19 protein-coding genes, 1 tRNA gene and 1 riboswitch are annotated in these 22,806 nt (G+C 67.2%); of the genes, 12 read left to right on the top strand and 8 right to left on the bottom strand.

Annotation, left to right across the window (positions count from 1 at the left end; all coding sequences use genetic code 11):
• Positions 1-35 precede the first annotated feature (35 nt).
• The 7 genes from WC326_01615 to WC326_01585 all read left to right on the top strand — a co-directional run bounded on the left by WC326_01615 (position 36) and on the right by WC326_01585 (position 10,689).
• Positions 36-725, top strand: a complete 690-nt coding sequence (locus tag WC326_01615; GenBank protein MFA7329746.1) for a hypothetical protein — start codon at positions 36-38, stop codon at positions 723-725.
• A complete protein-coding gene (locus WC326_01610; protein MFA7329745.1) occupies positions 725-1,987 on the top strand; it encodes a TolC family protein in 1,263 nt (420 codons plus the stop codon). The genes WC326_01615 and WC326_01610 overlap by 1 nt, the downstream gene beginning before the upstream one ends.
• On the top strand, positions 1,984-3,639 hold the full coding sequence (locus tag WC326_01605) for an efflux RND transporter periplasmic adaptor subunit (GenBank protein ID MFA7329744.1): 1,656 nt from the start codon (positions 1,984-1,986) through the stop codon (positions 3,637-3,639). The genes WC326_01610 and WC326_01605 overlap by 4 nt, the downstream gene beginning before the upstream one ends.
• 25 nt (positions 3,640-3,664) lie before the next feature.
• Positions 3,665-6,943 (top strand): CusA/CzcA family heavy metal efflux RND transporter, encoded by a 3,279-nt coding sequence (locus WC326_01600; GenBank protein MFA7329743.1) that lies wholly within the window; start codon positions 3,665-3,667, stop codon positions 6,941-6,943.
• Between the two features lie 74 nt (positions 6,944-7,017).
• Entirely contained in the window at positions 7,018-8,379 is a 1,362-nt protein-coding gene (locus WC326_01595) for a sigma-54 dependent transcriptional regulator (protein MFA7329742.1), read from the top strand.
• Positions 8,379-9,485 (top strand): ATP-binding protein, encoded by a 1,107-nt coding sequence (locus WC326_01590; GenBank protein ID MFA7329741.1) that lies wholly within the window; start codon positions 8,379-8,381, stop codon positions 9,483-9,485. The genes WC326_01595 and WC326_01590 overlap by 1 nt, the downstream gene beginning before the upstream one ends.
• Before the next feature lie 133 nt (positions 9,486-9,618).
• Entirely contained in the window at positions 9,619-10,689 is a 1,071-nt protein-coding gene (locus WC326_01585) for a YncE family protein (GenBank protein ID MFA7329740.1), read from the top strand.
• Positions 10,690-10,959: 270 nt separating this feature from the next.
• Here WC326_01585 and WC326_01580 read toward each other — a convergent pair whose 3' ends face one another.
• Positions 10,960-12,129 (bottom strand): site-specific integrase, encoded by a 1,170-nt coding sequence (locus tag WC326_01580; protein MFA7329739.1) that lies wholly within the window; start codon positions 12,127-12,129, stop codon positions 10,960-10,962.
• A 628-nt stretch (positions 12,130-12,757) separates the two neighbouring features.
• On the opposite strand from WC326_01580, the gene WC326_01575 reads away from it, so the two are divergent.
• From WC326_01575 to WC326_01555, 5 genes are all read left to right on the top strand, one after another.
• On the top strand, positions 12,758-13,090 hold the full coding sequence (locus WC326_01575; GenBank protein ID MFA7329738.1) for a DUF134 domain-containing protein: 333 nt from the start codon (positions 12,758-12,760) through the stop codon (positions 13,088-13,090).
• Positions 13,091-13,149: 59 nt separating this feature from the next.
• Positions 13,150-13,530 carry a NifB/NifX family molybdenum-iron cluster-binding protein gene (locus WC326_01570; protein ID MFA7329737.1) on the top strand — a complete coding sequence of 127 codons (381 nt, stop codon included), beginning with the start codon at positions 13,150-13,152 and terminating at the stop codon, positions 13,528-13,530.
• Between the two features lie 365 nt (positions 13,531-13,895).
• Positions 13,896-14,729, top strand: a complete 834-nt coding sequence (locus WC326_01565; protein MFA7329736.1) for a T9SS type A sorting domain-containing protein — start codon at positions 13,896-13,898, stop codon at positions 14,727-14,729.
• A 249-nt stretch (positions 14,730-14,978) separates the two neighbouring features.
• Positions 14,979-16,100, top strand: a complete 1,122-nt coding sequence (locus WC326_01560; GenBank protein MFA7329735.1) for a sodium ion-translocating decarboxylase subunit beta — start codon at positions 14,979-14,981, stop codon at positions 16,098-16,100.
• 9 nt (positions 16,101-16,109) lie between these two features.
• On the top strand, positions 16,110-16,262 hold the full coding sequence (locus tag WC326_01555; protein ID MFA7329734.1) for a hypothetical protein: 153 nt from the start codon (positions 16,110-16,112) through the stop codon (positions 16,260-16,262).
• Between the two features lie 67 nt (positions 16,263-16,329).
• Here WC326_01555 and WC326_01550 read toward each other — a convergent pair.
• The 7 genes from WC326_01550 to fliQ form a co-directional block, all read right to left on the bottom strand.
• Positions 16,330-16,402: transfer RNA gene (locus WC326_01550), tRNA-Gly, on the bottom strand.
• A 91-nt stretch (positions 16,403-16,493) separates the two neighbouring features.
• Positions 16,494-17,513, bottom strand: coding sequence for an iron ABC transporter permease (locus tag WC326_01545; GenBank protein ID MFA7329733.1), 1,020 nt, complete (start codon positions 17,511-17,513; stop codon positions 16,494-16,496).
• Positions 17,510-18,310 carry an ABC transporter ATP-binding protein gene (locus WC326_01540; GenBank protein ID MFA7329732.1) on the bottom strand — a complete coding sequence of 267 codons (801 nt, stop codon included), beginning with the start codon at positions 18,308-18,310 and terminating at the stop codon, positions 17,510-17,512. Before WC326_01540 ends, WC326_01545 begins: the two co-directional genes overlap by 4 nt.
• Before the next feature lie 21 nt (positions 18,311-18,331).
• The gene (locus tag WC326_01535) at positions 18,332-19,246 is read right to left on the bottom strand and encodes a helical backbone metal receptor (protein MFA7329731.1); all 915 of its coding nucleotides are present in this window, start codon (positions 19,244-19,246) and stop codon (positions 18,332-18,334) included.
• Positions 19,246-21,147 carry a TonB-dependent receptor gene (locus WC326_01530; protein MFA7329730.1) on the bottom strand — a complete coding sequence of 634 codons (1,902 nt, stop codon included), beginning with the start codon at positions 21,145-21,147 and terminating at the stop codon, positions 19,246-19,248. The genes WC326_01535 and WC326_01530 overlap by 1 nt, the downstream gene beginning before the upstream one ends.
• A gap of 166 nt (positions 21,148-21,313) precedes the next feature.
• Positions 21,314-21,509, bottom strand: a riboswitch (cobalamin riboswitch).
• Between the two features lie 241 nt (positions 21,510-21,750).
• A complete protein-coding gene (fliR, locus tag WC326_01525; protein ID MFA7329729.1) occupies positions 21,751-22,524 on the bottom strand; it encodes a flagellar biosynthetic protein FliR in 774 nt (257 codons plus the stop codon).
• 9 nt (positions 22,525-22,533) lie between these two features.
• Positions 22,534-22,797: a flagellar biosynthesis protein FliQ gene (gene fliQ, locus WC326_01520; protein ID MFA7329728.1), complete on the bottom strand. Its 264-nt coding sequence runs from the start codon at positions 22,795-22,797 to the stop codon at positions 22,534-22,536.
• Positions 22,798-22,806: the final 9 nt, after the last annotated feature.

Genomic DNA, 22,806 nt, shown 5'->3' with positions numbered 1-22,806 from the left:
AAGGCTTGCCACACACTGTGAAAAGGGAGGCCAACATGTCGATTCGAGGATCTCGTCTCATCGCAACCAAGGCTAATACCAAGCCTCACTGGATTCTAGCCCTTTTCTGCTGCCTGTTGTTCATCATGGGTTCTGCATCTGCCCATTCGCATGAGGACCATCTCGAGGCGGCAGGAACTGTCGCAGCATCGTCAGACACCGCCTCGATTGAACCTGTCGCTGAAGCCGTCAAGACAGGCACAGTTCACGCAGGCATGCAAATGGGCAATGGATCTTCAGAAGATAGCCCTACTCTTGTTGGTGCGATCCTGGATCGAGCGGCTGATCTGCATACGGCCATCGTCCACTTCCCCATCGCCTGGGTTCTTCTTCTGGTCCTATTGGAGGGCTGGTCCATGTTCCGCGGGCGTCCGATTCCCGAGATGGGCCTGCCCCTGGCCATCCTGGCGGCTTTGAGCTTTCTCCCCACGGCCGTCACGGGTCTGCTGCACGCCCACGAGATGGCGTCCGCCGCGCCGGCGCTGCAGGAGGTGATTCGCTTCCACCGCAATCTGGCGTTGTCCGGATGTGTGTTGATGGGGCTGGCCGCAGGTCTTCGACTGTTGCTGCGACGCCGCCCGTCGACCGGATTGCGAGTCGCTTACTGGGTCGTGTTGGTCGCTGTCCTGGCGCTGAGCCTGAGTGCTGGCCATCAGGGTGGAATCATCGCACACAGTGAGATGTAATGGATTCGGTGAGGTGCCCCGTGCGTCCAGTCCTCCTCTTCCTGGTTTCCCTCGTGCTGCTGGGCACAATGCCAGCCAGCGGGCAAGTGTCTCTGGACTCCCTGGTCCAGCGAGCCCTGCGGCAGGCACCTGAGCTACCAGAGATGGAGGCCGCCGTGAAGGCCGCCCAGGCGCGTGTCACACCCGCAGCGGCACTGCCTGATCCCGCGTTGGAACTGGGTGGGCAGGCCATGGGCCTGCCTCCAGGCGACAACTCAACCCTCACCCTTGAACTCAGCCAGGAACTGCCCTTCCCCGGCAAGCGGGGCGCGCGCCGGGCCGTGGCTGAGGCGGAGGTGACCGCCCGCGAGGCGGCACGGCTGCAGCGTATGGCTGAAGTCGTGATCGCCGTGCGCACACACTACGCAGATCTCTATGCCATCGACCGGCGTGGGCACGTGTTGGCCGTCGCCAGCCAGTTGATCGAGGCAGCGATCCGCACCATGTCCGCGCGACTGAGCGCCGGCCAGGTGGATCAGGAGAGCGTTCTGCGGCTGGAGATCCAGGCGGCACGCATCCGCCAGCAGGCGGCCGGGCTGAAGGCCGAACGCACCGGCGCTGTGGCAGAGCTCAATCGCCTGCTGGGCGAGGCGCCGGATCATCCCTTTGGCGAAATCACTGCGCTTCCGAGTGTGGTGCCGCCGCCGCCCGACAGCCTGCGCGCCGGAATTGAGGCCTCGCCCGAGCTGCTCATGAGGCAGGCCGAGGTGCTCGCGGCCCGGCGTCGCTTCGAGGAGGCTCGTCTGGAAGGCCGTCCCGACTTCATGGTCGGTGCCGGAGGCGGCATGACCGCGATGCCAGAGCCGGTGGTCATGCTGCGACTGGGCATGAGCCTGCCCATCTGGAAGCGCAGCAAGCAGGACCGACTCCGCGAGGCCGCGGGTCACGATCTCCAGGCGGCGGAGGCTGCCCTGGAGGCCGAACGCGCCCGCCTATCCACGGATCTGGCCGGCCTAGTGGCGGAGTGGGGCGGCACACAGGAGACGCTTCGCGAATTCCAAACCACCATCCTGCCGCAGAGCCAGTCCGCCCTGGATGCCGCGCTGGCGGCCTACGCCGCCGGCAGGGGGGAATTCGCCCTTGTCGTGGAAGACTTGAATCTGCTGCTTGAGGCGGGCGCGGAGTCGGCACAGGCCGAGGCCGACCGCCTGAGCATCTGGGCCCGCATCGAGGCCCTGGGACCGCGCGCCACGAGCGCGCAAGGAAGAGGAGACACGCCATGAAACGCGGCACACGCACGCTGCTGTGGGTCCTGCTGGTGATCGGCCTGGCCGGCATCGGCGCCGCCACGGTCGTCAGCCTGCGAAGCAATCACACGACGGTAGAAGCCGTCCAGTATCACTGCCCCATGCACCCGACCTATGTCAGCGAGAAGCCGGGCGACTGCCCGATCTGCGGCATGCGGCTTGTGCCCGTCGAGTCCACGCGGGGCGGAACTCCCGCTGTGGCCGACACGAGCGACAGCGCGGTGGGCAAGACGTCTGCGTCGGCTTCCGCCGCCCCGGACAGCCTGGCCTACACCTGCCCCATGCACCCCGAAGTTCACTCCGCCAGTCCGGGCAGTTGCCCCACCTGCGGCATGGACCTGGTGCCGTCCAAGCCAAAGGCGGCCGCTCCAGCGGCGGCGCAGTATGTCTGCCCCATGCACCCGGAGGTCGTGTCGGACAAGGCGGAGCGCTGTCCCAAGTGCGGCATGGCGCTTGAGAAGAAAGTCGTGAAGGCTGCGCCGGCCACCACCAGCCAGGGGCGGCTCCTCTACTACCGCAATCCTATGAACCCTGCCGTCCACTCGCCGACTCCCGCCAAGGACGAGATGGGCATGGATTACGTACCGGTCTACGAGGATGTCGGCCAGGCCAGGAGCACGGTTCCCGGCCTGGCCGTGGTCCGGACGAATGCCGAGGGGATGCGGCAGGCGGGAGTGCAGGTGACAGCCGCCCGCCGCGGCGAGCTGGGTCGGCGCATCCGCACCGTGGGGACGATCACCGCCGACGATGCCCGCGTGCGCCAGGTCTCTCTGAAGAGCGCCGGTTGGGTGGAGACCCTGCACGTTGCCACCTCCGGCCAGTTTGTGCGCCAGGGCGATCCCCTGCTCTCCCTGTACTCGCCTGATCTCCTGGCTGGACAGGAGGAGTTCTTGCAGGCCGTGAAGGCGGCCCGGAGCGCCGGCACCGGCGACGCGCAACTGGGCACAGCCGCGCTAGTGCAGGCAGCCCGCCGGCGCTTGCAACTGTTGGACGTACCAGCCTCCCTGATCCAAGAGCTGGACCAGGGGGGCGCGGCGCAGCGGACCGTCACCCTGCGCTCGCCGGTCAGCGGCTACGTGATGGCCAAGCAGGTGGTCCAGGGGCAGCGCATCGAGGCCGGCGAGGCCCTCTTCACGGTAACCGACCTCTCGCGTGTGTGGGTTGAGGCGGCCTTCTCCGAAAGCGAGGCGGCCCTGGTGCGCGTGGGACAAAGCCTGGCCTTCGAGCAGCCCGACCAGCCCGGCCTGCGCCTGTCGGGCCGCGTGACCCAGATCCTGCCCGCCCTTGATCCCGACTCCCGCACCCTGCGGGTCCGCGCCAGCCTGGACAATCCGGCCCAGGCCCTCAAACCCGGCATGTACGTGGACGTGGAGACAGAGGTCGCGCCGCGCGCGGGCCTGCTCATCCCCGACTCCGCCGTGCTGGACACGGGCCTGCGCCAGGTGGTCTACGTGGAGACGGAGCCCGGCACTTTCGCCCCGCGGGAGATTCGCACGGGGCAGCGCGGCGGCGGCCAGGCCCTGGTCCTGACCGGGCTCCGGGAGGGCGAGCGCGTCGCCATCGCGGGCAATTTCCTGCTGGATTCCGAGGCGCGCATCCGCGGCTCCCTGGAAGCGCAGGCAAATTGATACAGACCAAAGCTGGAGTGACGCCATGATCCGGCACATTATCACCTGGTCGGCCCACCACCGCATACTGGTCCTCCTGTCGGTGGTCGCGCTGTGCGCCGTCTCCATCAACCTGCTGGGCAAGACACGCCTGGACGCGCTGCCGGACTTGTCGGACACCCAGGTCATCATCTACTCGAAATGGGACCGCTCGCCGGACCTGATCGAGGATCAGGTGACATACCCCATCGTCAGCGCGCTCTTGGGTGCGCCACAAGTCAAGGCCATCCGTGGCTACTCGGACTTCGGCTTCTCCTACGTCTACGTGATTTTCCAGGACGGCACCGACCTCTACTGGGCCCGCTCCCGCGTGCTGGAATACCTCTCGAAGATCCAATCCGGCTTGCCCCAGGGCGTGAAGACGGAACTGGGCCCCGACGCCACGGGCGTGGGCTGGGTGTTCCAGTATGCGCTAGTGGACCGCTCAGGCACGCACTCGCTCGACGAGCTGCGCGCCTTCCAGGATTGGAACCTGCGCTACGCCGTGCAGGCCGTGCCCGGCGTCTCGGAAGTCGCCTCCATCGGCGGCTACGTGCGGCAGGTGCAGATCAGCGTCGATCCCAACCGGCTGGCGGCCTACGGATTGCCGCTGGACGAAGTGGCTAGGGCCATCCGCGAGTCCAATGGCGAGACGGGCGGCCGGCTGGTGGAGTGGAGCGGCGTGGAGTACATGGTCCGCGTGCGGGGCTACGCCCGCGCGCTGGCCGACTTCCAGGGCATCGTCCTGAAGAGCGGACCCGGCGGCGTGCCGGTCCTCTTGAAGGACGTGGCGCGCGTGAGCTACGGACCGGAGCTCAGGCGCGGCATCTCCGACCTGGACGGGCTGGGCGACGCCGTGGGCGGCATCGTGGTCATGCGCCACGGCGAGAACGCGCTAAACGTCATCACAGCGGTCAAGGCGCGACTGGAGGGTCTCAAGGCCTCGCTGCCCGAAGGCGTCGAGATCGTGACGACCTACGACCGCTCCGACCTGATCCACCGGGCACTGGAGACCTTGAAGCATGAGCTGACGGTGGAGATGATCATCGTCTCTCTGGTGATTCTCTTCTTCCTCTGGCACATCCCCTCGGCCATCGTGCCCATCCTGACCATTCCCATTGCCGTGCTCCTCTCCTTCATCCCGCTCTACTTCCTGGGCATCAGCGTCAACATCATGTCGCTGGCGGGGCTGGCGATCTCCATCGGTGTGCTGGTGGACGGAGCCATCGTCGAGGTAGAGAACGCCTACAACCGCATCCACCGCTGGCAGGCGGCGGGAGGCAAGGGCGACTTCCATCAGGTGCGCCTGGATGCGCTGACCGAGGTCGGGCCCTCCGTCTTCTTCTCACTCTTGGTGATCGCCGTGGCCTTCCTGCCCATCTTCGCCCTGGTGGACCAGGAGGGCCGGCTCTTCAAGCCCCTGGCCTTCTCCAAGAACCTGGTGATGGCGATGGCCGCGCTCCTGGCCGTCACCCTGGACCCGGCCCTGCGCATGCTGTTCGCCCGCATCGAGCCCTTCCACTTCCGCCCGCGCTGGATCGCGCGCCTGGCCAGCGGCGTGGCCGTCGGCACCTATCACGCCGAGGAGCGCCACCCCGTCAGCCGGGCGATCTTCCGCGTCTACGATCCGGTCTGCCGGCTAGTCCTTCGGCATCCCTGGAAAACCGTGGGAGCTGCCCTGGCGATCGTCGCAATCAGCTTGCCCGTCTACTTTCGTTTGGGCACGGAATTCATGCCGCCCCTGAACGAGGGGACGATCCTCTACATGCCCACCACGCTGCCGGGCATCTCCGTCAGCCAAGCGCAGACGCTGCTGCAGACCCAGGACCAGATCATCAAGGGATTCCCCGAGGTGGAACGCGTCTTCGGCAAGGCGGGTCGGGCCGACACGGCCACCGATCCGGCTCCGCTCTCGATGATGGAGACGACGGTGGTGCTGAAGCCGCACGACCAATGGCGCGGCAAGGAACGCTGGTACTCGTCCTGGGTCCCGGGCTTCCTGCAGCCGCTGCTGCGGCCGATCTGGCCCGACCGCCTCTCGTGGGACGAATTGGTGGACGAGATGGACCGCGCGCTCAAGACGCCGGGCGTGACCAACGCCTGGACCATGCCCATCAAGGCCCGCACCGACATGCTGACCACGGGCGTGCGCACGCCGGTGGGCATCAAAGTCATGGGCGGGGATTTGAAGGAGATCGAGCGCGTGGGCTCCGAGATCGAGCGCGCCATCCGGGATGTGCCCGGCACGCGCAGTGTCTATGCCGAGCGGGTGGCCGGCGGCTACTTCCTCGACATCGAGCCGCGCCGCGCGCAACTGGCCCGCCACGGCCTAACGGTGAATACCCTGCAGATGGTCATCGCCAGCGCCATTGGTGGCGAGGAGGTGACCACCACCATCGAGGGCCGCCAGCGCTTCCCGGTCAACCTGCGCTACCCGCGCGAGCTGCGCAGCGACGTGGACCAACTGGCCCGCGTGCTGGTGCCCACGCCGGGTGGCGCCCAGATCCCGCTGGGGCAGCTGGCCGACATCCGCATCGCCAGCGGGCCCTCCATGCTGCGCGACGAGAACGGTTTCCTCTCCGGCTACGTCTATGTGGACATCGCCGGCCGGGACGTGGGCAGCTACGTGGAGGAGGCCAAGACCAAGGTCGCCGCCGCCGTCAAGCTGCCGGCGGGCACCAATCTGCTCTGGAGTGGCCAGTACGAGAACATGCAGCGCGTGCGCGAGCACTTGAAGCTGATCATTCCCGTCACCATTGGCCTGATCTTCCTCCTGCTCTACCTCAACACGCGCTCGGGCTTCAAGGCCATGCTCGTGATGCTGGCCGTGCCCTTCTCGGCCGTGGGAGCCATCTGGCTCTTCTGGCTGCTGGACTACAACGTCTCCATCGCCGCCTGGGTGGGCATGATCGCCCTGCTGGGCCTGGACGCCGAGACGGGTGTGTTCATGCTGCTGTTTCTTGACCTCTCCTGCGACGAGGCGCGGCAGGCGGGCCGGTTGTCCACCAGCGCCGAGCTGGACGAGGCCCTGATCCACGGCGCCGTCAAGCGTGCGCGGCCCAAGATGATGACCGTGACCGCCGCCTTCATGGGCCTTTTGCCGATCATGTGGTCCACCTCGGCGGGGTCGGACGTGATGAAGCGCATTGCCGCGCCCATGATCGGCGGGCTCATCACGTCCTTCGCGCTGGAGCTGCTGGTCTATCCCGCTGTTTACAAGCTGTGGATGCTGCGCACGGAGTTGAGAAAAGTCGGACGGGCCACCACGGCGCCGGAAGCCGCCTGATGGAATGCGCGATCTTGGGGCTGAGAAGGCGGGCGTCAGTGACCCGACACATGAGTTGAGACGGGACCCATCCGATGAGTGAACGCATCCTCTTTGTCGACGACGACACGAACTATCTCGAAGTCATGTGCTTCCTGCTCGAGGAGGACGGCTATCCCGTGCAGAAGGCCGCGAGTGGCGCGCAAGCGCTGGAGTGTCTGGCGTTGGACAGCTTTCCGCTCATGATCACCGATCTGCGCATGCCCGGCATGGACGGCTTGACCTTGCTGGCAAAGGCTCGCGGCCTCGATCCCGACCTCCTGGTCATCGTCGTGACGGCCTTCGGCGACGTGCCGCACGCGGTGGCCGCCATGCGGGCCGGCGCCTTCGATTTCCTACCCAAGCCCTGCGACCGCGACCAGTTCCGGCTCACGGTCCGTCGCGCCATGGAGCATGCGCGCCTGCGGCGCCAAGTGCGCGAACTTCGAGGGCAGGCGGACAGCGGGAGCAAGCCCCTCATCCACATCTCGGAGCGGATGGAATCCCTGCTGGCCACGGCGGACCGCATTGCCGCCTCCGACGCCACCGTGTTGATCGAAGGCGAAAGCGGCACAGGCAAGGAACTGCTGGCTCGTCGCATCCACGCCGCCAGCCCGCGCCAGGGAGGACCCTTCGTGGCGGTCAACTGTGGCGCCCTGCCGCACGACCTCTTGGAGTCGGAACTCTTCGGGCATGTGCGCGGAGCCTTCACCGGAGCCGTGCAGGATCGGGCCGGGCGCTTCCGTCAGGCCGCGGGCGGCACGCTCTTCCTCGATGAGATTGCGGAAATGCATCTGGATCTGCAGTCCCGGCTCCTGCGCGTCCTGCAGGAGCGGGTCCTGGATCCGGTGGGAGCGGACGGACCCGTCGCCGTGGATGTGCGCGTGCTGGCAGCCAGCAATCGTCCGCTGGAGGCCGAGGTAACGGCGGGGCGCTTCCGCCAGGACCTTTTCTACCGCTTGAATGTCGTGCCGCTGCGCATGCCTGCGCTACGTGAGCGGCCGGAGGACGTCGTCTGTCTGGCCCGCGCCTTTCTGGCCCGCTACAGCGGGGGAAGGGAGTGGCGCATCCCCGACGACGTGGCCGGTCGGCTGCGCGCCATGCCCTGGCCCGGTAATGTCCGCGAACTGGAGAACCTCTGCCAGCGCGCGGCGCTGCTCTCCGACGACACCCTGCTCTCGGGCGAATTCCTGGCTCCGTCAGGGACTCAACCAGGCGCGCCCATCATCTCGGCCGCCGGCGTCGACTTGCCCCCTGAGGGCGTGTCCCTGCTGGAGCTTGAGCGGGCCATCCTGGTCCGAGCCCTGGAGATGAACCACGACAACCAGAGCGCGGCGGCCCGCTTCTTGCGCATCCCACGCCATCTCCTGCTGCACCGCATGGAGAAATTCGGCATTCCTGCCCGAGGGCAAGCCTGATGCCCATCCCAATCCCCATCGACCCGTGGGCCTGGCCCGTCACGCGCAAGGCGCTGCTCTGGCTGTGGCTTCCCATCCTGGTCATCACCGCGGCGCATTTTCTCACGCCGGACACGGAGGACTGGCTGCACGACATCCTCAGGCGCTTGTACTACATGCCCATCATCCTGGCGGCCTTCCTGTTCGGGCTGCGGGGCTCGCTGGCCGTGGCCGTGGTGTCCTCCGTTCTCTATCTGCCGCACGCCTTCATGATGATGGACCACCAAGGGTCCATGCTGCACCACGATCCCACCGGCACGGCCAACAAAGTCCTGGAGATCCTGCTCTACAACGTCGTGGCCCTGGTCACGGGCCTTCTGGTCGAACGCGAGCATCGCGCACGCGCCGAGCTGGAGCAGCAGATGGAGCACATGCGGGAGATCGAGGCACAGGTGATCAGGACTGGGCGCCTGCAGGCCCTGGGACAGCTGAGCGCGGGCCTGGCCCACGAGATCCGCAATCCGCTGGCCACGCTGAAAGCCGCCGCCGCGCTGGTGGGTGAAGAGGTTCCCGAGACATCGCCCCGTCGACGCTTCGTGGGCATCTTGGAGCAGGAACTCGTGCGTCTTGAGCGACTGTTGGAGCGCTTCCTGGCCTTCGCCCGCCCGGCGGCCTTGCAGGTGCGGCAGGTCGAGGTCTCCGAGGTCATCGAACGTGCCACGGCCATGGCTCGCCCACAGGCTAATTTGCGGGGAATCCTCATCGAGGCCTCCTCGTCGGCCTCCGTCAGCCTCTCCTGCGATCCGGACCGGTTGGCCCAGGTCCTGCTCAACGTGCTGCTCAATGCCGTGCAGTTCAGTCCGGACCAAGGCCTTATTGAAATCGTCTACGAGCGGCTCGCCCGACCCCAGGGGAGCGTGCACGTGATCAGCGTGCGCGACGAAGGACCGGGAGTGGATCCCGCCCACCGGGAACAATTGTTTGACCCTTTCTTCACCACAAGGCCGGAAGGCACGGGGTTGGGCTTGTCCATCGCCAGCCGTTTGATGGATGAGCATGGGGGCTGGATCGAGGAAGAGAATCGTCCGGAGGGCGGAGCGGAGTTCCGCGTGGTCTTGCCTGCCTGACCCCGTCAGGGATCACGCTGAAGGAGCGTGGCCTGGCATCGTGCCATGTGTTAGTGAAGCTTTGAATTCGATTGGTCTTGAAGTTTGGCGAAATACACAAAAGTAGTTCGCCCTAATATTGAAAGGAAGAGACATGTTCAGCTCCCTTCGCCTCAGGAAGGCCGCGCTGTGGGCCGCACCCATCGCGCTGGCGACGCTATTGATGGGCTGCGAATCGGGGGATGATGGGACCGACGGCCCCGCCAGCACGCCGATCGCCTCCATCACCTACGACGCTGTGTTCGTCCTCAATGGAGCCGAAAGCTCGATCTCGGTCATCAACACGACCACACAGGCGGTCACCGGCACCATCGAGCTAAGCGGCGTCAATTACATCCATCATGGCTACCTAAGTCCTGATCGCTCCAAGCTGGTCGTTTCCGCACCTGGCTACGACTTGAGCATGGGGCATGGGGATGATGGCATGCAACACGGAGTTCATGGAACCGTGATGGTGATGGACGCGCACACAGGGGCCATGCTGGCCTCCTGCCAATTGCCGGCGCCCAATCACAACGTGACACCATCACCCGATGGAACCGAGCTCTGGACTTCCCAGATGACCATGCCTGGGAGCGTCCTGGTCCTTGACGCCGAGTCCTTGGACATCCTGGCGGAGATCCCGGTGGGGAACATGCCGGCAGAGGTGACCTTCAGCCCGGACGGCATGCGCGCTTTTGTGGCCAACACAGGCTCCAACACCGTCACGATCATTGACGTGGCAAGCCGCGCGGTTCTCGAGACCCTGCCCGTGGGTGAGGACCCAGTGGGTGCTTGGCCGGGCGCTAATGGCATGATGTACGTCGACTGCGAACACTCGATGACGATCATGGTCATGGACGCCATGAGCATGACAATGCATCACACCTACAACCTGGGCTTCACTCCCGGCATGGCGGCGCTGGCCCCCAATGGCGAGCTCTGGGTGACGGACGCGGACCATGGCCAAGTCGTGTTCTTCAATGCAGATGCGGACGATCGCCTGGGGGAAACGCCAACTGGGATGGGCGCGCACGCGATTGCGTTTGACGGCGCTGGCAAGGCCTACATCAGCAATCAGGGCGCGGGTACGGTGTGCGTGGTGGATGTGAATTCGCACGCGGTGCTGCATACCATCAACGTGGGTAACACACCGAATGGAGTCGTCTTCCGGGCACAGAACTGAGCCAACTGGGTGCGGCCGGCCAGTATATTGTGCTGGCCGGCCCCCCTGCTGCCTTGTGGTGGAGGATCAAGCAGTGAGGTCGGTTTCTTTGGGTGCTTTCGCTTGCCGCAGCATCTCTTCTGCCGCCCTCTCGACACTCGCCCGAACGGGATCCAACGCAGTCTGACGCAGATCTCAGTGGTCACTTGGTCTTTTGTAACACTTACAGCGGCGTGCCGGCGTTGATCAGAAGGATGCCAAGTCGCGCTGGTGGTGTGCCGGTGGAATGATTCATCCCTTCTTCGCCCGCAGAATGTCCTCGGCCGCACGCTCCACACTGGCCCGCACCGTTTCCAAGGCCATCCTCGCGTAGATCTCTGTCGTGGTCTTGGATTCGTGCCCCAGGGTCTTTTGGATCACTTCCAGCGGCGTTCCGGCGTCGATCTGGAAGGAGGCCAGGCTGCGGCGCAGGTCGTGCATGTGCAGATCGGTCATCCCTGCCCGCTCGCAGATCCGGTACCAGCCCATCTTGGGATCCATCATGTGCTGGTTCGTGCGCCCGACGCGTCCCGGGAAGACGAATTCGCCACGCACATGCTGCAGGCGCGTCTGGAGGATGTCCAACACGGGCTTCGAAAGGAGGACGTCCAGCTCTTTGCTGTTCTTCGAGTCGCTGGCTGGCACGATCCAGACGCCGCGGTCCAGGGAGATATCACACCAACGCATCGAGAGCACGTTGGACTTGCGTGCGCCGGTGAACAAGGACACCAGGATAAAGTCCCTGATGTCCACATTGGGCTCATCATCCACGGAGCGAAAGAAGGCAGGAACTTCCTCGCGCATCAGCCTGCGAGAACGCTGGTTTTCACGGTAAAACATGATGGCGTTTGCCGGGTTGGCAAGGGCCAGCTCGTGCTCGCGGATGGCCCGGTTGATGATGGCGCGCAGGAAGGCGATCACGCGGTTGGCTTGGTGGTGGCCGTTCTGCTCGCCGATCTGCTGGTGCAGGTTAACCACCTCGTGACGGCGAATTGACCTCATGGGTCTGTCCCCCGCCCATGGCTTTAGGAACTTTTCCCACTGGCGGTTGAACTGGTAGATCGTGTTGGGCTTGCGATGCTGCTCCAAATACCGTCGGTACTCCAGGTAGGCGACCTCCAGTGTGAATGCGCCAGCGCGTGCGGCACGCGCCTTTGGGGCTCCGACCTCCTCCCCCGTGGCGACCTTCAGCAGGATTTCCGCCGCTAGGGTTCTCGCCCTCGGAATTGGCACTTCCGCTACGGAGCCAATGCGGACGAATTTCTTCTTTCCTTCCCGCGTCTTGAGCACGTAGAATGACTTAGAACCGGCCCGCGTGACCATCACGGCCAGCAGGCGTATCTGCTCGTCATACACGTACTCGCGCGGCAGGTCAGTCCGCAGATCTTCAAGGGTCTTTTGCGTAAATCGAAATCGGCGCATGCTGCCTCCAGGAAACACCGGGCATTGCCACCCGTCTACTTTCCGTCTACTCAACTAGCCTGCAAGAGCATGGAGTTTTCAGGGCTCTGTCACAAGCGCAGATAGGCGAAGTCTTTGATATGTTTGATCTTTATGGACAAGGCTGGACGAGTCTCGACGGGGCTTGTGTGGAGGAGTTGTAACTACGGATCAGAAGGTTAGGGGTTCGACTCCTCTTGGGTGCACTTGAGGATAAAGGGGTTCCGGGAAACCGGGACCCCTTTTTCGTTGTCCGCCCACGCCCCGCCTCCTGTGCTCGTCATGGTTCTCCCTGCCCCCGGCGATGGATCCACTTGCCACGATTGGCCGCAGTCTGAGGGGCGGTCATTGCATGCCACGGCGCCCAGGCTGAAGGTCCCGGCGGGCATCGGCCTGATAGTGGAGAGCCCGGTGGCGAGCCGCATGCGACTAAACCGCAACATCGGGCCGTCCCCGGTGGGCAACGGTAGGCCCGGGAGGGTCGCACGTGGCCGGATGCGTGCTCCCAGCGCCGTGGCAGGCGTCACTGAGCCAGTTCGGCATCGACGGAACGTCTCAGTTGCTTGCGATTTATGATCATATGCCCATTATTAGCGCTCCAGGAGGAACGATGTCACGACCCCCTTGCCGTCGACGCATCGCTGGCCAACCCGCCGCGGCGCTCTTCAAGCCCCAGGGCCTGCCGCTCTGCGAGCTGGAGCAGGTGGCGATGACCCTGGACGAGTTCGAGGCCCTGCGCCTGGCAGACCTTGACGGCCTGTACCAGGAGGACGCGGCCCTGCGGATGGGAGTCTCGCGCGCCACCTTCGGTCGCATCCTCGAGGCGGCCCACCGCAAGGTGGCCGACGCCCTGGTGCATGGCAAGGCGCTGCGCATCGAAGGCGGCCCCGTGACCATGACGGAGCGCCGCTGCTGCCGCTTGCACGACACACCGGGCGGCTGAGCGGGGAGCCGGAACTCTCCTCCCCGTTCCCGCCCACTTCTATAACAAGGAACCCTGCGATGATCCTCTGCATCCCCATCGACGCGGACCAGGCGCTGGACAGCCCGGTTTGCTCCCATTTCGGTTCGGCCCCGGCCTTTCTCTTCGTAACCGTTGAGAACGGAGCCTGCCGCGCCGTTGTCAACGGCAACCAACATCACGCCCATGGCATGTGCATGCCCCTGCAGGCGTTGCAGGGTGAGACCTTCGACGCGCTGGTCGTGGGTGGCATCGGCATGGGCGCGCTGGGCAAGCTGGACGCGGCGGGAATCCGCGTCTATATGTCCGCGCACGCCACCGCCGGTGAAGTGTTGAGCGCCTTCCAAGCGGGCACATTGGCCCCCATGCTCCCGGGCCAGGCCTGCAGCGGTCACTATGCCCACGGCCACAGCCACTCCTAAGGTCCACAACCCTGGGTGTGCGAAATCCGGCGAAATGCAGCGCGGAATTGAACAGATGGGTGGATCCGCCGCGTCGAGCCGGGCATCAAGTTCTTCACTGTCAATTGTTTAGGCTGAGCCCTGGGGGTGGGCACGGACTTTGCACCGAAGGGCTGGCCTGCCGGGAGTCGGTCTGCCGGCAGGGAATTGGCAATCTCACACACGATTCAACCAGCATTCGATGCACTTCAGCCGCTTGTCCGGTCCATGTCTCTTGTCTTGTCGGGAGCGGGACGTCGGCGGGCTGGAGTCCTCCGCCACGACCACACCCACGGGCCGTGCTTGTCCTGTGCGAAGCAGCGGACGGCCCCAGAAAAGGAGCGACCATGAGCATGAAGCAGGTTCTTTCCCTGATGGCGATCGCCGGCCTGTGCAGCAGCGCATCCGCCTATCTGTTCACCTTTGAGATGGGGCTGGGCCAGGACGGGCAGCAAATCCTGTCCTACAACGGCGTGTCCTTCGAAAACGACCTGGGAGATCCCTGGGTGTACCTGGACGGGCAGCTCTACAACTGCTCCAGCTACCCCAGCGGCGCCTGGGGCGGCGAGTACTGGATCAACGACAGCGTGGGCGCCTGGGCCACGCAGAACTCCAGCTACGGCAAGATCACCGTGGACAACGCCGACGCCACCTACTTCGAGATCGGCTACAGCGCCTACAGCAACTTCTACCTGGAAGCCTATGACGTCAATGACGTGATGATCGACATGGACGCCGGCGGCCCCAATCTGCGCTTCCTGAACAGCAACGAGAACGGTCCCGGTCGCCTGCACGTGGACGCCCCCAGCGGCAGCTACATCGCCTACGTGATCGTCCACGATTCGGGCAACTACTGGGTGATCGACAACGTCGAGACCGACGCCACGGGCATCTTCGTCGGCGCCGAGGAGCAGCCCCAGCTGTTCAGCCTGGAGCAGAACGCCCCCAACCCCTTCAACCCGAGCACGGAAATCCGCTTCAGCCTGAGCGAGGTCGCGCCGGTCCGCTTGACCGTGTACGACCTGCGGGGCGCGGAAGTGGCCGAGCTCTGGAACGGTCTGGCCGCCCGCGGCGAGACCAGCGTGCGCTTCGAGGCCAACGGCCTGCCGTCCGGCGTCTACTACTACACGCTGGAGGCCCAGGGCCAGGTGGAGACGCGCAAAATGGTCCTGGTGAAGTAATCCCCGCCTGGGCATTGCGCTGAACTCTGCGGGCAGGAGGCTTGACGGCTTCCTGCCCGTTTTCTTGCGCCCAGGGTGGACAGATGCTCCTGGATGGAAAGCTGATCACCACATAGTCACGGGCGCACAGTGTTCCATTCGGGCTGAAGGATTGGGCCAGCTTCCGGCATGTTAGAATGTTGACACCTACCTTGGGGCCGGCGGGTCCAGAGCGCCCCGCGACAGAGTTGGCAAGCTGGGAGAGACGCGATGGATGGCTTGTTCGCGGGGCTGACCGCCCTGCGCTGGGACCAATTGGTGATGATGCTGGTGGGCGGGGTGCTGATCTACCTGGCCATCAAAAAGGAATATGAACCCGGGTTGCTGCTGCCCATCGGGTTCGGGGCCATTCTGGCCAACATCCCCTTCTCGGCGGCGCTGGATCAGGTGGTGGACGGACAGCACATCGAAGGCGCCTTAAGCCTGCTGTTCCGCTTTGGCATCCTGACGGAGATCTTCCCCCTGCTGATCTTCGTGGCCATCGGGGCGATGATCGACTTCTCGCCGCTCTTTCGCATGCCCCAGCTGATGCTGTTCGGCGCGGCGGCCCAGTTCGGGATCTTCTTCACCATGATGGTGGCCACGCTGTTCGGCTTCGATTTGAAAGAGGCGGCCTCCATCGGGATCATCGGGTCCGCCGACGGCCCCACCTCGATCTACGTGGCCACGCGCTTCGCCAAACATCTGCTGGGGCCGATCTCCGTGGCGGCCTACAGCTACATGGCGCTGGTGCCCATCATCCAGCCGCCGGTGATCCGCCTGCTCACCACGCCGGCCGAACGGCGGATCCGGATGGACGCGCCCGCCCGCCAGGTCTCGCGGACGGTGCTGATCCTCTTCCCCATCGTCGTCACCGTGCTGGCCGGCCTGATCGCGCCCACCAGCGTGGCGCTGATCGGCTTCCTGATGTTCGGCAACCTGGTGCGCGAATGCGGCGTGCTGAACAAGCTCTCCCTGGCCGCGCAAAACGAGCTGGCCAGCCTGGTAACCCTGCTCTTGGGCATCACCATCGCGGCCACCATGAGCGCCGAGCAGTTCCTGACCCCCGCCACCTTGTTCATCATCGCCATGGGGCTGGTGGCCTTCGTCTTCGACACGGCGGGCGGCGTGCTGTTCGCCAAGCTGCTCAACCTCTTCCTCAAGCGGAAAATCAACCCGATGATCGGGGCCACGGGCATTTCGGCCTTCCCCATGTCGGCCCGGGTGATCCACACCATGGGCCTGAAGGAAGATCCCACGAATTATCTGCTGATGTACGCGGTGAGCGCCAATGTGTCGGGCCAGATCGGCAGCGTCATCGCCGGCGGGCTGATCCTGGCCCTGGTGAGTTAGGAGACTCTCATGCTGGATGCACATGCGATCTGGGTGCTGAAGTGCGCCGTCTGGGTGACCCTGAACGGCATGCTGGGGCTGTTCGTCTTCATGGGCGTGTTCTACGCGATCATCGAAGGCCTGATCAAGCTCTTCCCCGCCAAACCGGCCGCGGGCGAATAAGGCCCGCGCCGCGCGGACGCGCCGCGCAGCACACGACAAAGGCCGCCTCAAGGGCGGCCTTTTTGTAAGCGAGCGACGAGGCTCGAACTCGCGACAACCAGCTTGGGAAGCTGGCACTCTACCAACTGAGTTACGCTCGCAGGGCCCCCAAGATAGGGCTGGAGCAGGCCCGGCGCAAGCCGGGTGCGCCTGCCGCAAGCCGGGTGCTTGGCGCGGCCGCCGGGCGACGGGTCAGCGCGGGCGGCGCAGCAGGAGCAGCAGGAAGACCGGGCCGCCCACGCAGGCGGTGATCACACCCACGGGCAGTTCGGCCGGCGCCACCAACCGGCGCGCCAGGGCGTCGCAGAGCACCAGAAACGCGCCGCCCAGCAGCACGGCCGCGGGCAGCAGGCGGCGATGGCCGGGTCCCACCAGCAGGCGCGCGGCGTGGGGCGCCATCATGCCCACGAAGCCGATGGGTCCGGTGACCGCCACCAGCGCGGCCACCACCAGCGAGGAGAGCCAGAAGATCCCGGCTGTCAGCCACGGCAAGTGCAGGCCCCGGGTGTGGGCCGTCTGGGCGCCCAGGCTCAGCAGGTCCAGCTCCCGCGAGCCCAGCCAGGCCAGCCCCAGGGCCAGGCCGCAGACCAGCGCGGGCACGGGCAGGGCGGACCAGGCAGCGGCGTCCAGGCCGCCCATCAGCCAGCGCAGCAGGCGCAGGCTCTGGCTGGGATCCGCCAGCACCTGGAGCAGCAGCAGCAGGCTGGCGAAGGTGAAGTTCAGGGCCACGCCCGCCAGCAGCAGGCCTCCGCCCGCCAGGCGGTCCGCCCGTCGGCCCAGGCTCCAGACCAGCCCTCCCGTGATGGCCGCGCCCAGCCAGGCGCCGCCCTGGACGCTCCAGCCGGGCAGCAGCTGGCCCAGGCTGCCGCCCAGTCCGCCGCCCACGCCCAGCACGAGGCCGGCCCCCAGCGCCGCGCCGCTGGAGATGCCCAGGGTGTAGGGGCTGGCCAGCGGGTTGCGGAACAGCGCCTGCAGCAGCGCGCCCGCCAGCGCCAGCCCGGCCCCGGCCAGCCAGCCCAGCAGAACGCGCGGCAGGCGGATCTCCCAGAGAATGAGCGCGCTGGTGGAGTGGGGATCGTGCAGGGCCTGGGCCAGGTCCAGCGGCAGGGCGCCGCTGTACAGGGCCAAGGGCAGGCTGAGCAGGCTGAGCAGGCACAGCAGCAGCCAGGCCGGCCAGCGCGTCCCGCGCCGGGGCATGCCGGCCCGCCTCATGCGGATCCGCTCCCGGCGGCGGGGGCGGCGTCGCGCTCCAGCAGCCAGGGGCGCGCCTGGCCGGGCAGCCGGTGCGCCTGGAGGGGCAGGCCGTAGAGATCGCCCAGCCAGTCGCCCTCGGCCAGTTCGGCCACGGGTCCTGAGCGCAGCCCGGCGCCACCCTGCAGGGCCAGGTAGCGGTCCGCCCGGCGCAGCACCTCGTTCACGTCGTGGCTGACGAACACCAGCGAGAGGCCCTCGCCGGCCAGCACGTGCTCCAGGCGCTCCCAGAGCCGGCGGCGCTGCCCGGGGTCCAGAAAGGCCGCTGGTTCGTCCAGCAGCAGGATGCGCGACTCCTGGGCCAGCGCGGCCGCCAGCCGCACCAGTTGCCGCTCACCACCGGAGAGTTCGCCCAGCCGCCGGGCGCGCCAGGCGCGGCAGCCCGCCTGCTCCAGGGCCCAGTCCACGCGCTCCTGATCCAGTGCGCTGAAACTCCCCAGCCAACCCAGGTGCGGATAGCGACCCAGCCGCACGTAGTCCTCCACGCTGAAGGCCGCGCCGCCCTCCTCCTGCTGGGGCAGCAGGCAGAGGGCCCGGGCCCGGGCGCGGGCGGAGAGCGCGGCCAGCGGACGGCCGTCCAGCAGGACGCGGCCCCGGCCGGGCAGGGCCAGGATCAGGGCCTTGAGCAGCGTGGACTTCCCCGAGCCGTTGGGTCCGATGAGCGCCAGGCGCGAACCCGCGGGCAGGTGGAAGTCCACGTCGTGCAGGACGAAGTCCGGACTGACCGGAACCTCCAACTGCTCCACGCTCAGGACCATTGTCTCTCGTCTCCAGGCGGTTTAGCGGCCGGAATGCAGAAGCTCGTCCAGGCGCCGGGCGCCCTCCACCAGCCGCGGGCCGGGCACGATCAGGCGGTCGTCCAGCAGCACGCGCACCTGCCCGCGCGCCACGGCGTTTAGCTCGGGCCAGGCCAGCCAATCGCGCTCCAGGGCGGCGGCAGAGCGCGGTGGCGGCGAGCCCGAGGGCCAGAGTTCGATGATCCAGTCGGCCTGCAGGGCCAGCAGGCCCTCCCGCGAGAGGGCCGGCAGACTGGGCCGCAGGTCCGCCACGGCGTTGCGCGCCCCCAGGGCCTCCAACAAGTCGTTCAGCCAGCTGCCGCGCCCGATCACCCAGAGGTCGCGCGGCGGACCGGCCTCGGGGCTGCGCCCCGCCACCAGCAGCACGCGTGGAGGCACGCGTGGAGGCACGCCCGGTGCGGGTCCGGCCGGCCGCCGGCCCAGCGCGCGCAGCTCGGCCCGCAGGGAATCCGCCAGCCGCGCACCGCGGCCCGGGTGGCCCAGCGCGGCCGCCAGGGTCTCCATCCCCGCCCAGATCTCGGGCAGGCGGTCCTGGGAAATCTCCAGCACGGGCACGCGCAGCTGGCGCAGGCGCCGGCTGGTCTCGCGGCTCTGGGGGGTCAGCAGCACCAGGTCGGGCCGCAGGCCCAGCAGCGCCTCCCAGGCCGGATCCAGGTAGCCGCCCACGTCGGGCAGGCGGCGCAGGGCGGCCGGATGCAGACAGTAGCGGCTGCGACCCACCAGTTGCGCAGAAGCGCCCAGGGCCGCGGCCGTCTCCGTCAGGCTGGGCACCAGGCTGACCACCCGGCGCGGCGCCGCGGCCCGGACAACAGGTGCCAGCCCGAGCAAGAGACCTATCAACAGCAGGAGTCCGCGCCCGGCGCGGCGCAGGGCATCACCACCGCACCGATGCTTCATCACAGGTTCCAGTCCAGACCCAGCCGCCAGGCGCGCGGCTGACCGTTGTAGCCCCAGATCTCCTGGCTGTCCGCGGCCAGCACGTTTTGCACGCTCAGCCAGGCCTGCCAGCGCGGGACTGGCTCCCAGGCGGCGCGCAGGTCCACGCAGGAAAAAGCCGCCAATTCCACGGGCTGGGCGGGCCAGGCGCTGAAGTCCAGATCCCTCCGCGCGCCCTCGTGGCGCCAGGCCGCCCCAAGCCGGGCCGCGCCCCAGCTCCCGCTCAGGCCCAGCCGGCCCAGCTGGCGCGGTCGGCGCAGCAGGTCCCGCCCCGTGCGCGCGTCCACGGAGTGCTGCCAGGTCCAGCGCGCGCTCCACTCCAGCCCGCCGGGCAGCGGGCCGCGGCCGTCGGCCTCCAGCCCCGCAGCGGTGGTGCGGCCCAGGTTGACGTAGCGCCAGCTGGCCGCGTCGTAGTCGATCTGATCCTGCAGCTGGGTGCGAAACCAGCTGAAGGAGGCCTGCAGGGCCGCGGCGTGCCAATCCAGGCCCAGATCCCAGCCGTGGGCGTGCTCAGGAGCCAGCTCCAGATTGCCGCTGGGGCTGTGACGCTGATAGAGGCTGGGGGCCTTGAAGCCGCTGCCGTAGCTGCCGCGCAGCCACCAGCCCGGCTGCGGCGCAACCCCCGCCGTCATGCGTCCGGTGAGCCGGGCGGATTCCTGGGCGGGCTGGTCCCGGCGCAGGGAGCCGGTGAGCAGCAGCGGGCCGCGTGTCCACTGGTCTTGTAACACGAACGAGAGCTGGTGCTGGCTCCGCTCGCTCAGTTGCTCCAGCCAGGGACCGAAAGAGCTGGCGGAGGCGTAGCGATAGTCGCCCGCCTCGCGCTCCCACTCCGCGGCGACCAGCAACTGGTGTCCGCCGGGCAGGCCGCGCACGTGCTGCAGTCCCGCGTGGGTGATCCGGCCGCGGTACTCGGAATCCTCGCTCTCGCCGGGATGGGCCGCGTCCGGACGATTGCGGTACTCGCGCCGGGTGGCCTGCTCCCAGACGGTGGCGACGCTCTGTCCGCCCGCCTGCGTCAGCTCCGCCCCCAGACGGCCGCCCGCACGTTCCGTCCGGGCGTGATAGTCGGGGTCGTCGCCGCCGGGGCCACCGAAGTTGTCCAGCTCGGCGCGGGAGCGCTCGCCGCTTAGGTCGGCATTCAGGCGCAGACCGGGCCGCGCCTGCCAGGCCAGACCCAGTCTACCGTGGCTGGAGCGCAGCCCGTCGGCGTCGCCCGCCTCCGGGGCCGGCCGCGCGGCGGAGAACCCCGTCAGACTCTCGCGCCCCAGATCCAGGTTGAGTTCCAGGGGGCCCAGCAACCGGCTGAAGCCGGCAGAACTGCCGGTCCGGCCGTGGCTGCCGCCGGAAAGCGAGGCCCAAGCGCCGGGCCGCCCGCGACGGGTGAAGATCTGCACCACGCCGCCCACCGCGTCCGCGCCGTAAAGCGCGCTCTGGGGGCCGCGCAGGACCTCCACGCGCTCGATGGACTCCAGCGGCAGCGTGCCCAGGTCCACGCTCCGTCCCGGGCTGATGGGATCGTTGAGTTCCACGCCGTCCACCAGCAGCAGGGTGTGCGAGTCGTTCAGCCCGCGCAGGCGCAGCGTGGCCGTCCCGCCGGGACCGCCCGCCCGGCTGATGTCCAGGAAGGGCAGCTGCTCGAGCAGCGCGGCCAGGTCCGCCGCCCCGCTCTGCTCGATCTCCGAGCGCCCCAGCACGGTCACGGCGCTGGCCACTTGCTCCAGGCGCAGGGGCGTGCGCGTGGCGGTGACCACCAGCTCCTCGAGCTCCACCGGGCGGTCGAAGCCGACGTCCTGCGACCAGCCCGGCAGCGTCCCCAGCAGCAGCAGGGACAGCCCGCCCACCCGATTCTTCCACCCACCCATCAGGCCTCCCTGACCCGCGCCGGGGTCCGGTTGAGAGTGCCGTCGGGAACCCGCCTTCCGCCACGCAAAAAGCCCGGACCTCGCACAAGGTCCGGGCTCCGTTTTTGCCTGGACGAAGGCATCCCGTTCCACGAGGACGGCCTTCAGCTTGACAGCCGCCGCGGCAGAGGCCGCGCGGCCGGTGGGCAGGTCTCCTGGCTTCCGGGTCATCCTTCGCCGCGCCTTCCCACCTGTTCAGGCAGTGGCACCTGCGGCGTCGTCTCCGGTCACAGTGGCGGGCCCGCGACGGACTTGCACCGTCTTCCCTCTTCGCCCTCCCGCGGCACCGGCCGCGCTCAGGCACCCACAGGCCCCAACATGGCAATCGCCCGCGGCCCCGAAAAGCCCACACTCGGACACGAAGAGCACGAAGCTCGGAGAAGAACGCGAAGACGATGTTTGGATGGAAGGCGGAAGCGGACGGGCCTATGTCGGACATGCGCTTCAGCTATTCCTCATGGCCAAGTTTGCCACGAACAGGAGCCAGGCTTCGATCTACTCCTTCAAACTCTCCGTGCTCTTCTCCGAGCTTCGTGCTCTTCGTGTCCCTGTGGAGAGGGAGGCTCAGGGAGCCGCGAGGCGCCCCAGCAGCGCGCCCAGCTGTCCGATCTCCTGGCGGAAGAGCAGCAGCATGGAGGGCAGGGTGACGGCCAGCATGAAGAAGCCCAGGCCGATCTTCAAGGGGAAGCCCACGATGAAGATGTTCATCTGGGGCACCGTGCGGGCCACCAGACCCAGCCCCACCTCCACCAGCAAGAGGGCCGCCAGGGCGGGGGCGCCCAGCCGCAGGCCCAATTCCAGCAGGTGACCCGTCAGCCGGATCCCCTCGTCCAGCAGGTCGGGGGAGAGGCTCAAGGAGCCGGGTGGCAGGGTGCGGAAACTGTCCGCCAGCGCTTGGAGCACCAGGTGGTGGCCGCCGAAGAGCAGGAAGAGCAGCAGCGCGCCGTTGCGCAGCAGCGAGGCCACCAGGTTCTCCTGGGCTCCGGAGTCGGGGTCGAACACCGCGGCCACGCCGAAGCCCATCTGCAGGCCGATCATGTCGCCGGCGGCCTGCATGGCCAGGATGGGCATCTGGGCCGCGAAACCCAGCAGCAGGCCCAGCACCACCTCCTGGACGATCAGACCGCTCAAGACCCAGATGCCCTTGGGCTCCAGCGGCCAGGCCGCCAGCGGGATTGCGGGCAGCAGGGCCACGGTGAGTACCAGCGCCAGGGCCAGGCGCATGCGCACGGGCACGGCGCGCGAGCTGAGCACGGGCATGGAGCCCACGATGCCGGCCACGCGGAACAGCACGAGGAGGAAGACCTCGCCCCAGGCGACGGGCCAGTCGAAAAACATGCGGGGGGCCTACAGCTGCGCGCTCAGGGCGAAGAGGTCGCGCGTGAAGGTGAGGATGACCTGCATCATCCAGGGCAGGGTGAGCACGAAGACCGCGGCCACGGCCAGGATCTTGGGGATGAAGGTCAGGGTCATCTCGTGAATCTGGGTCACGCTCTGCAGGATGCCCACGCCCAGGCCCACCACCAGGCCCACCAGCAGGATGGGCAGGCTGAGCTCCAGGGTCACCCACAAGGTCTGCTGCATCAGGTGCATGACCTGTTGTTCGCTCATCTCTCCCCT

The sequence above is a fragment of the Candidatus Delongbacteria bacterium genome (assembly GCA_041675285.1).
GTDB lineage: Bacteria > CAIWAD01 > CAIWAD01 > CAIWAD01 > CAIWAD01 > CAIWAD01.
Note: the sequence above shows the minus strand (reverse complement) of the source record. Positions and strands in the feature narration are given on the sequence as shown.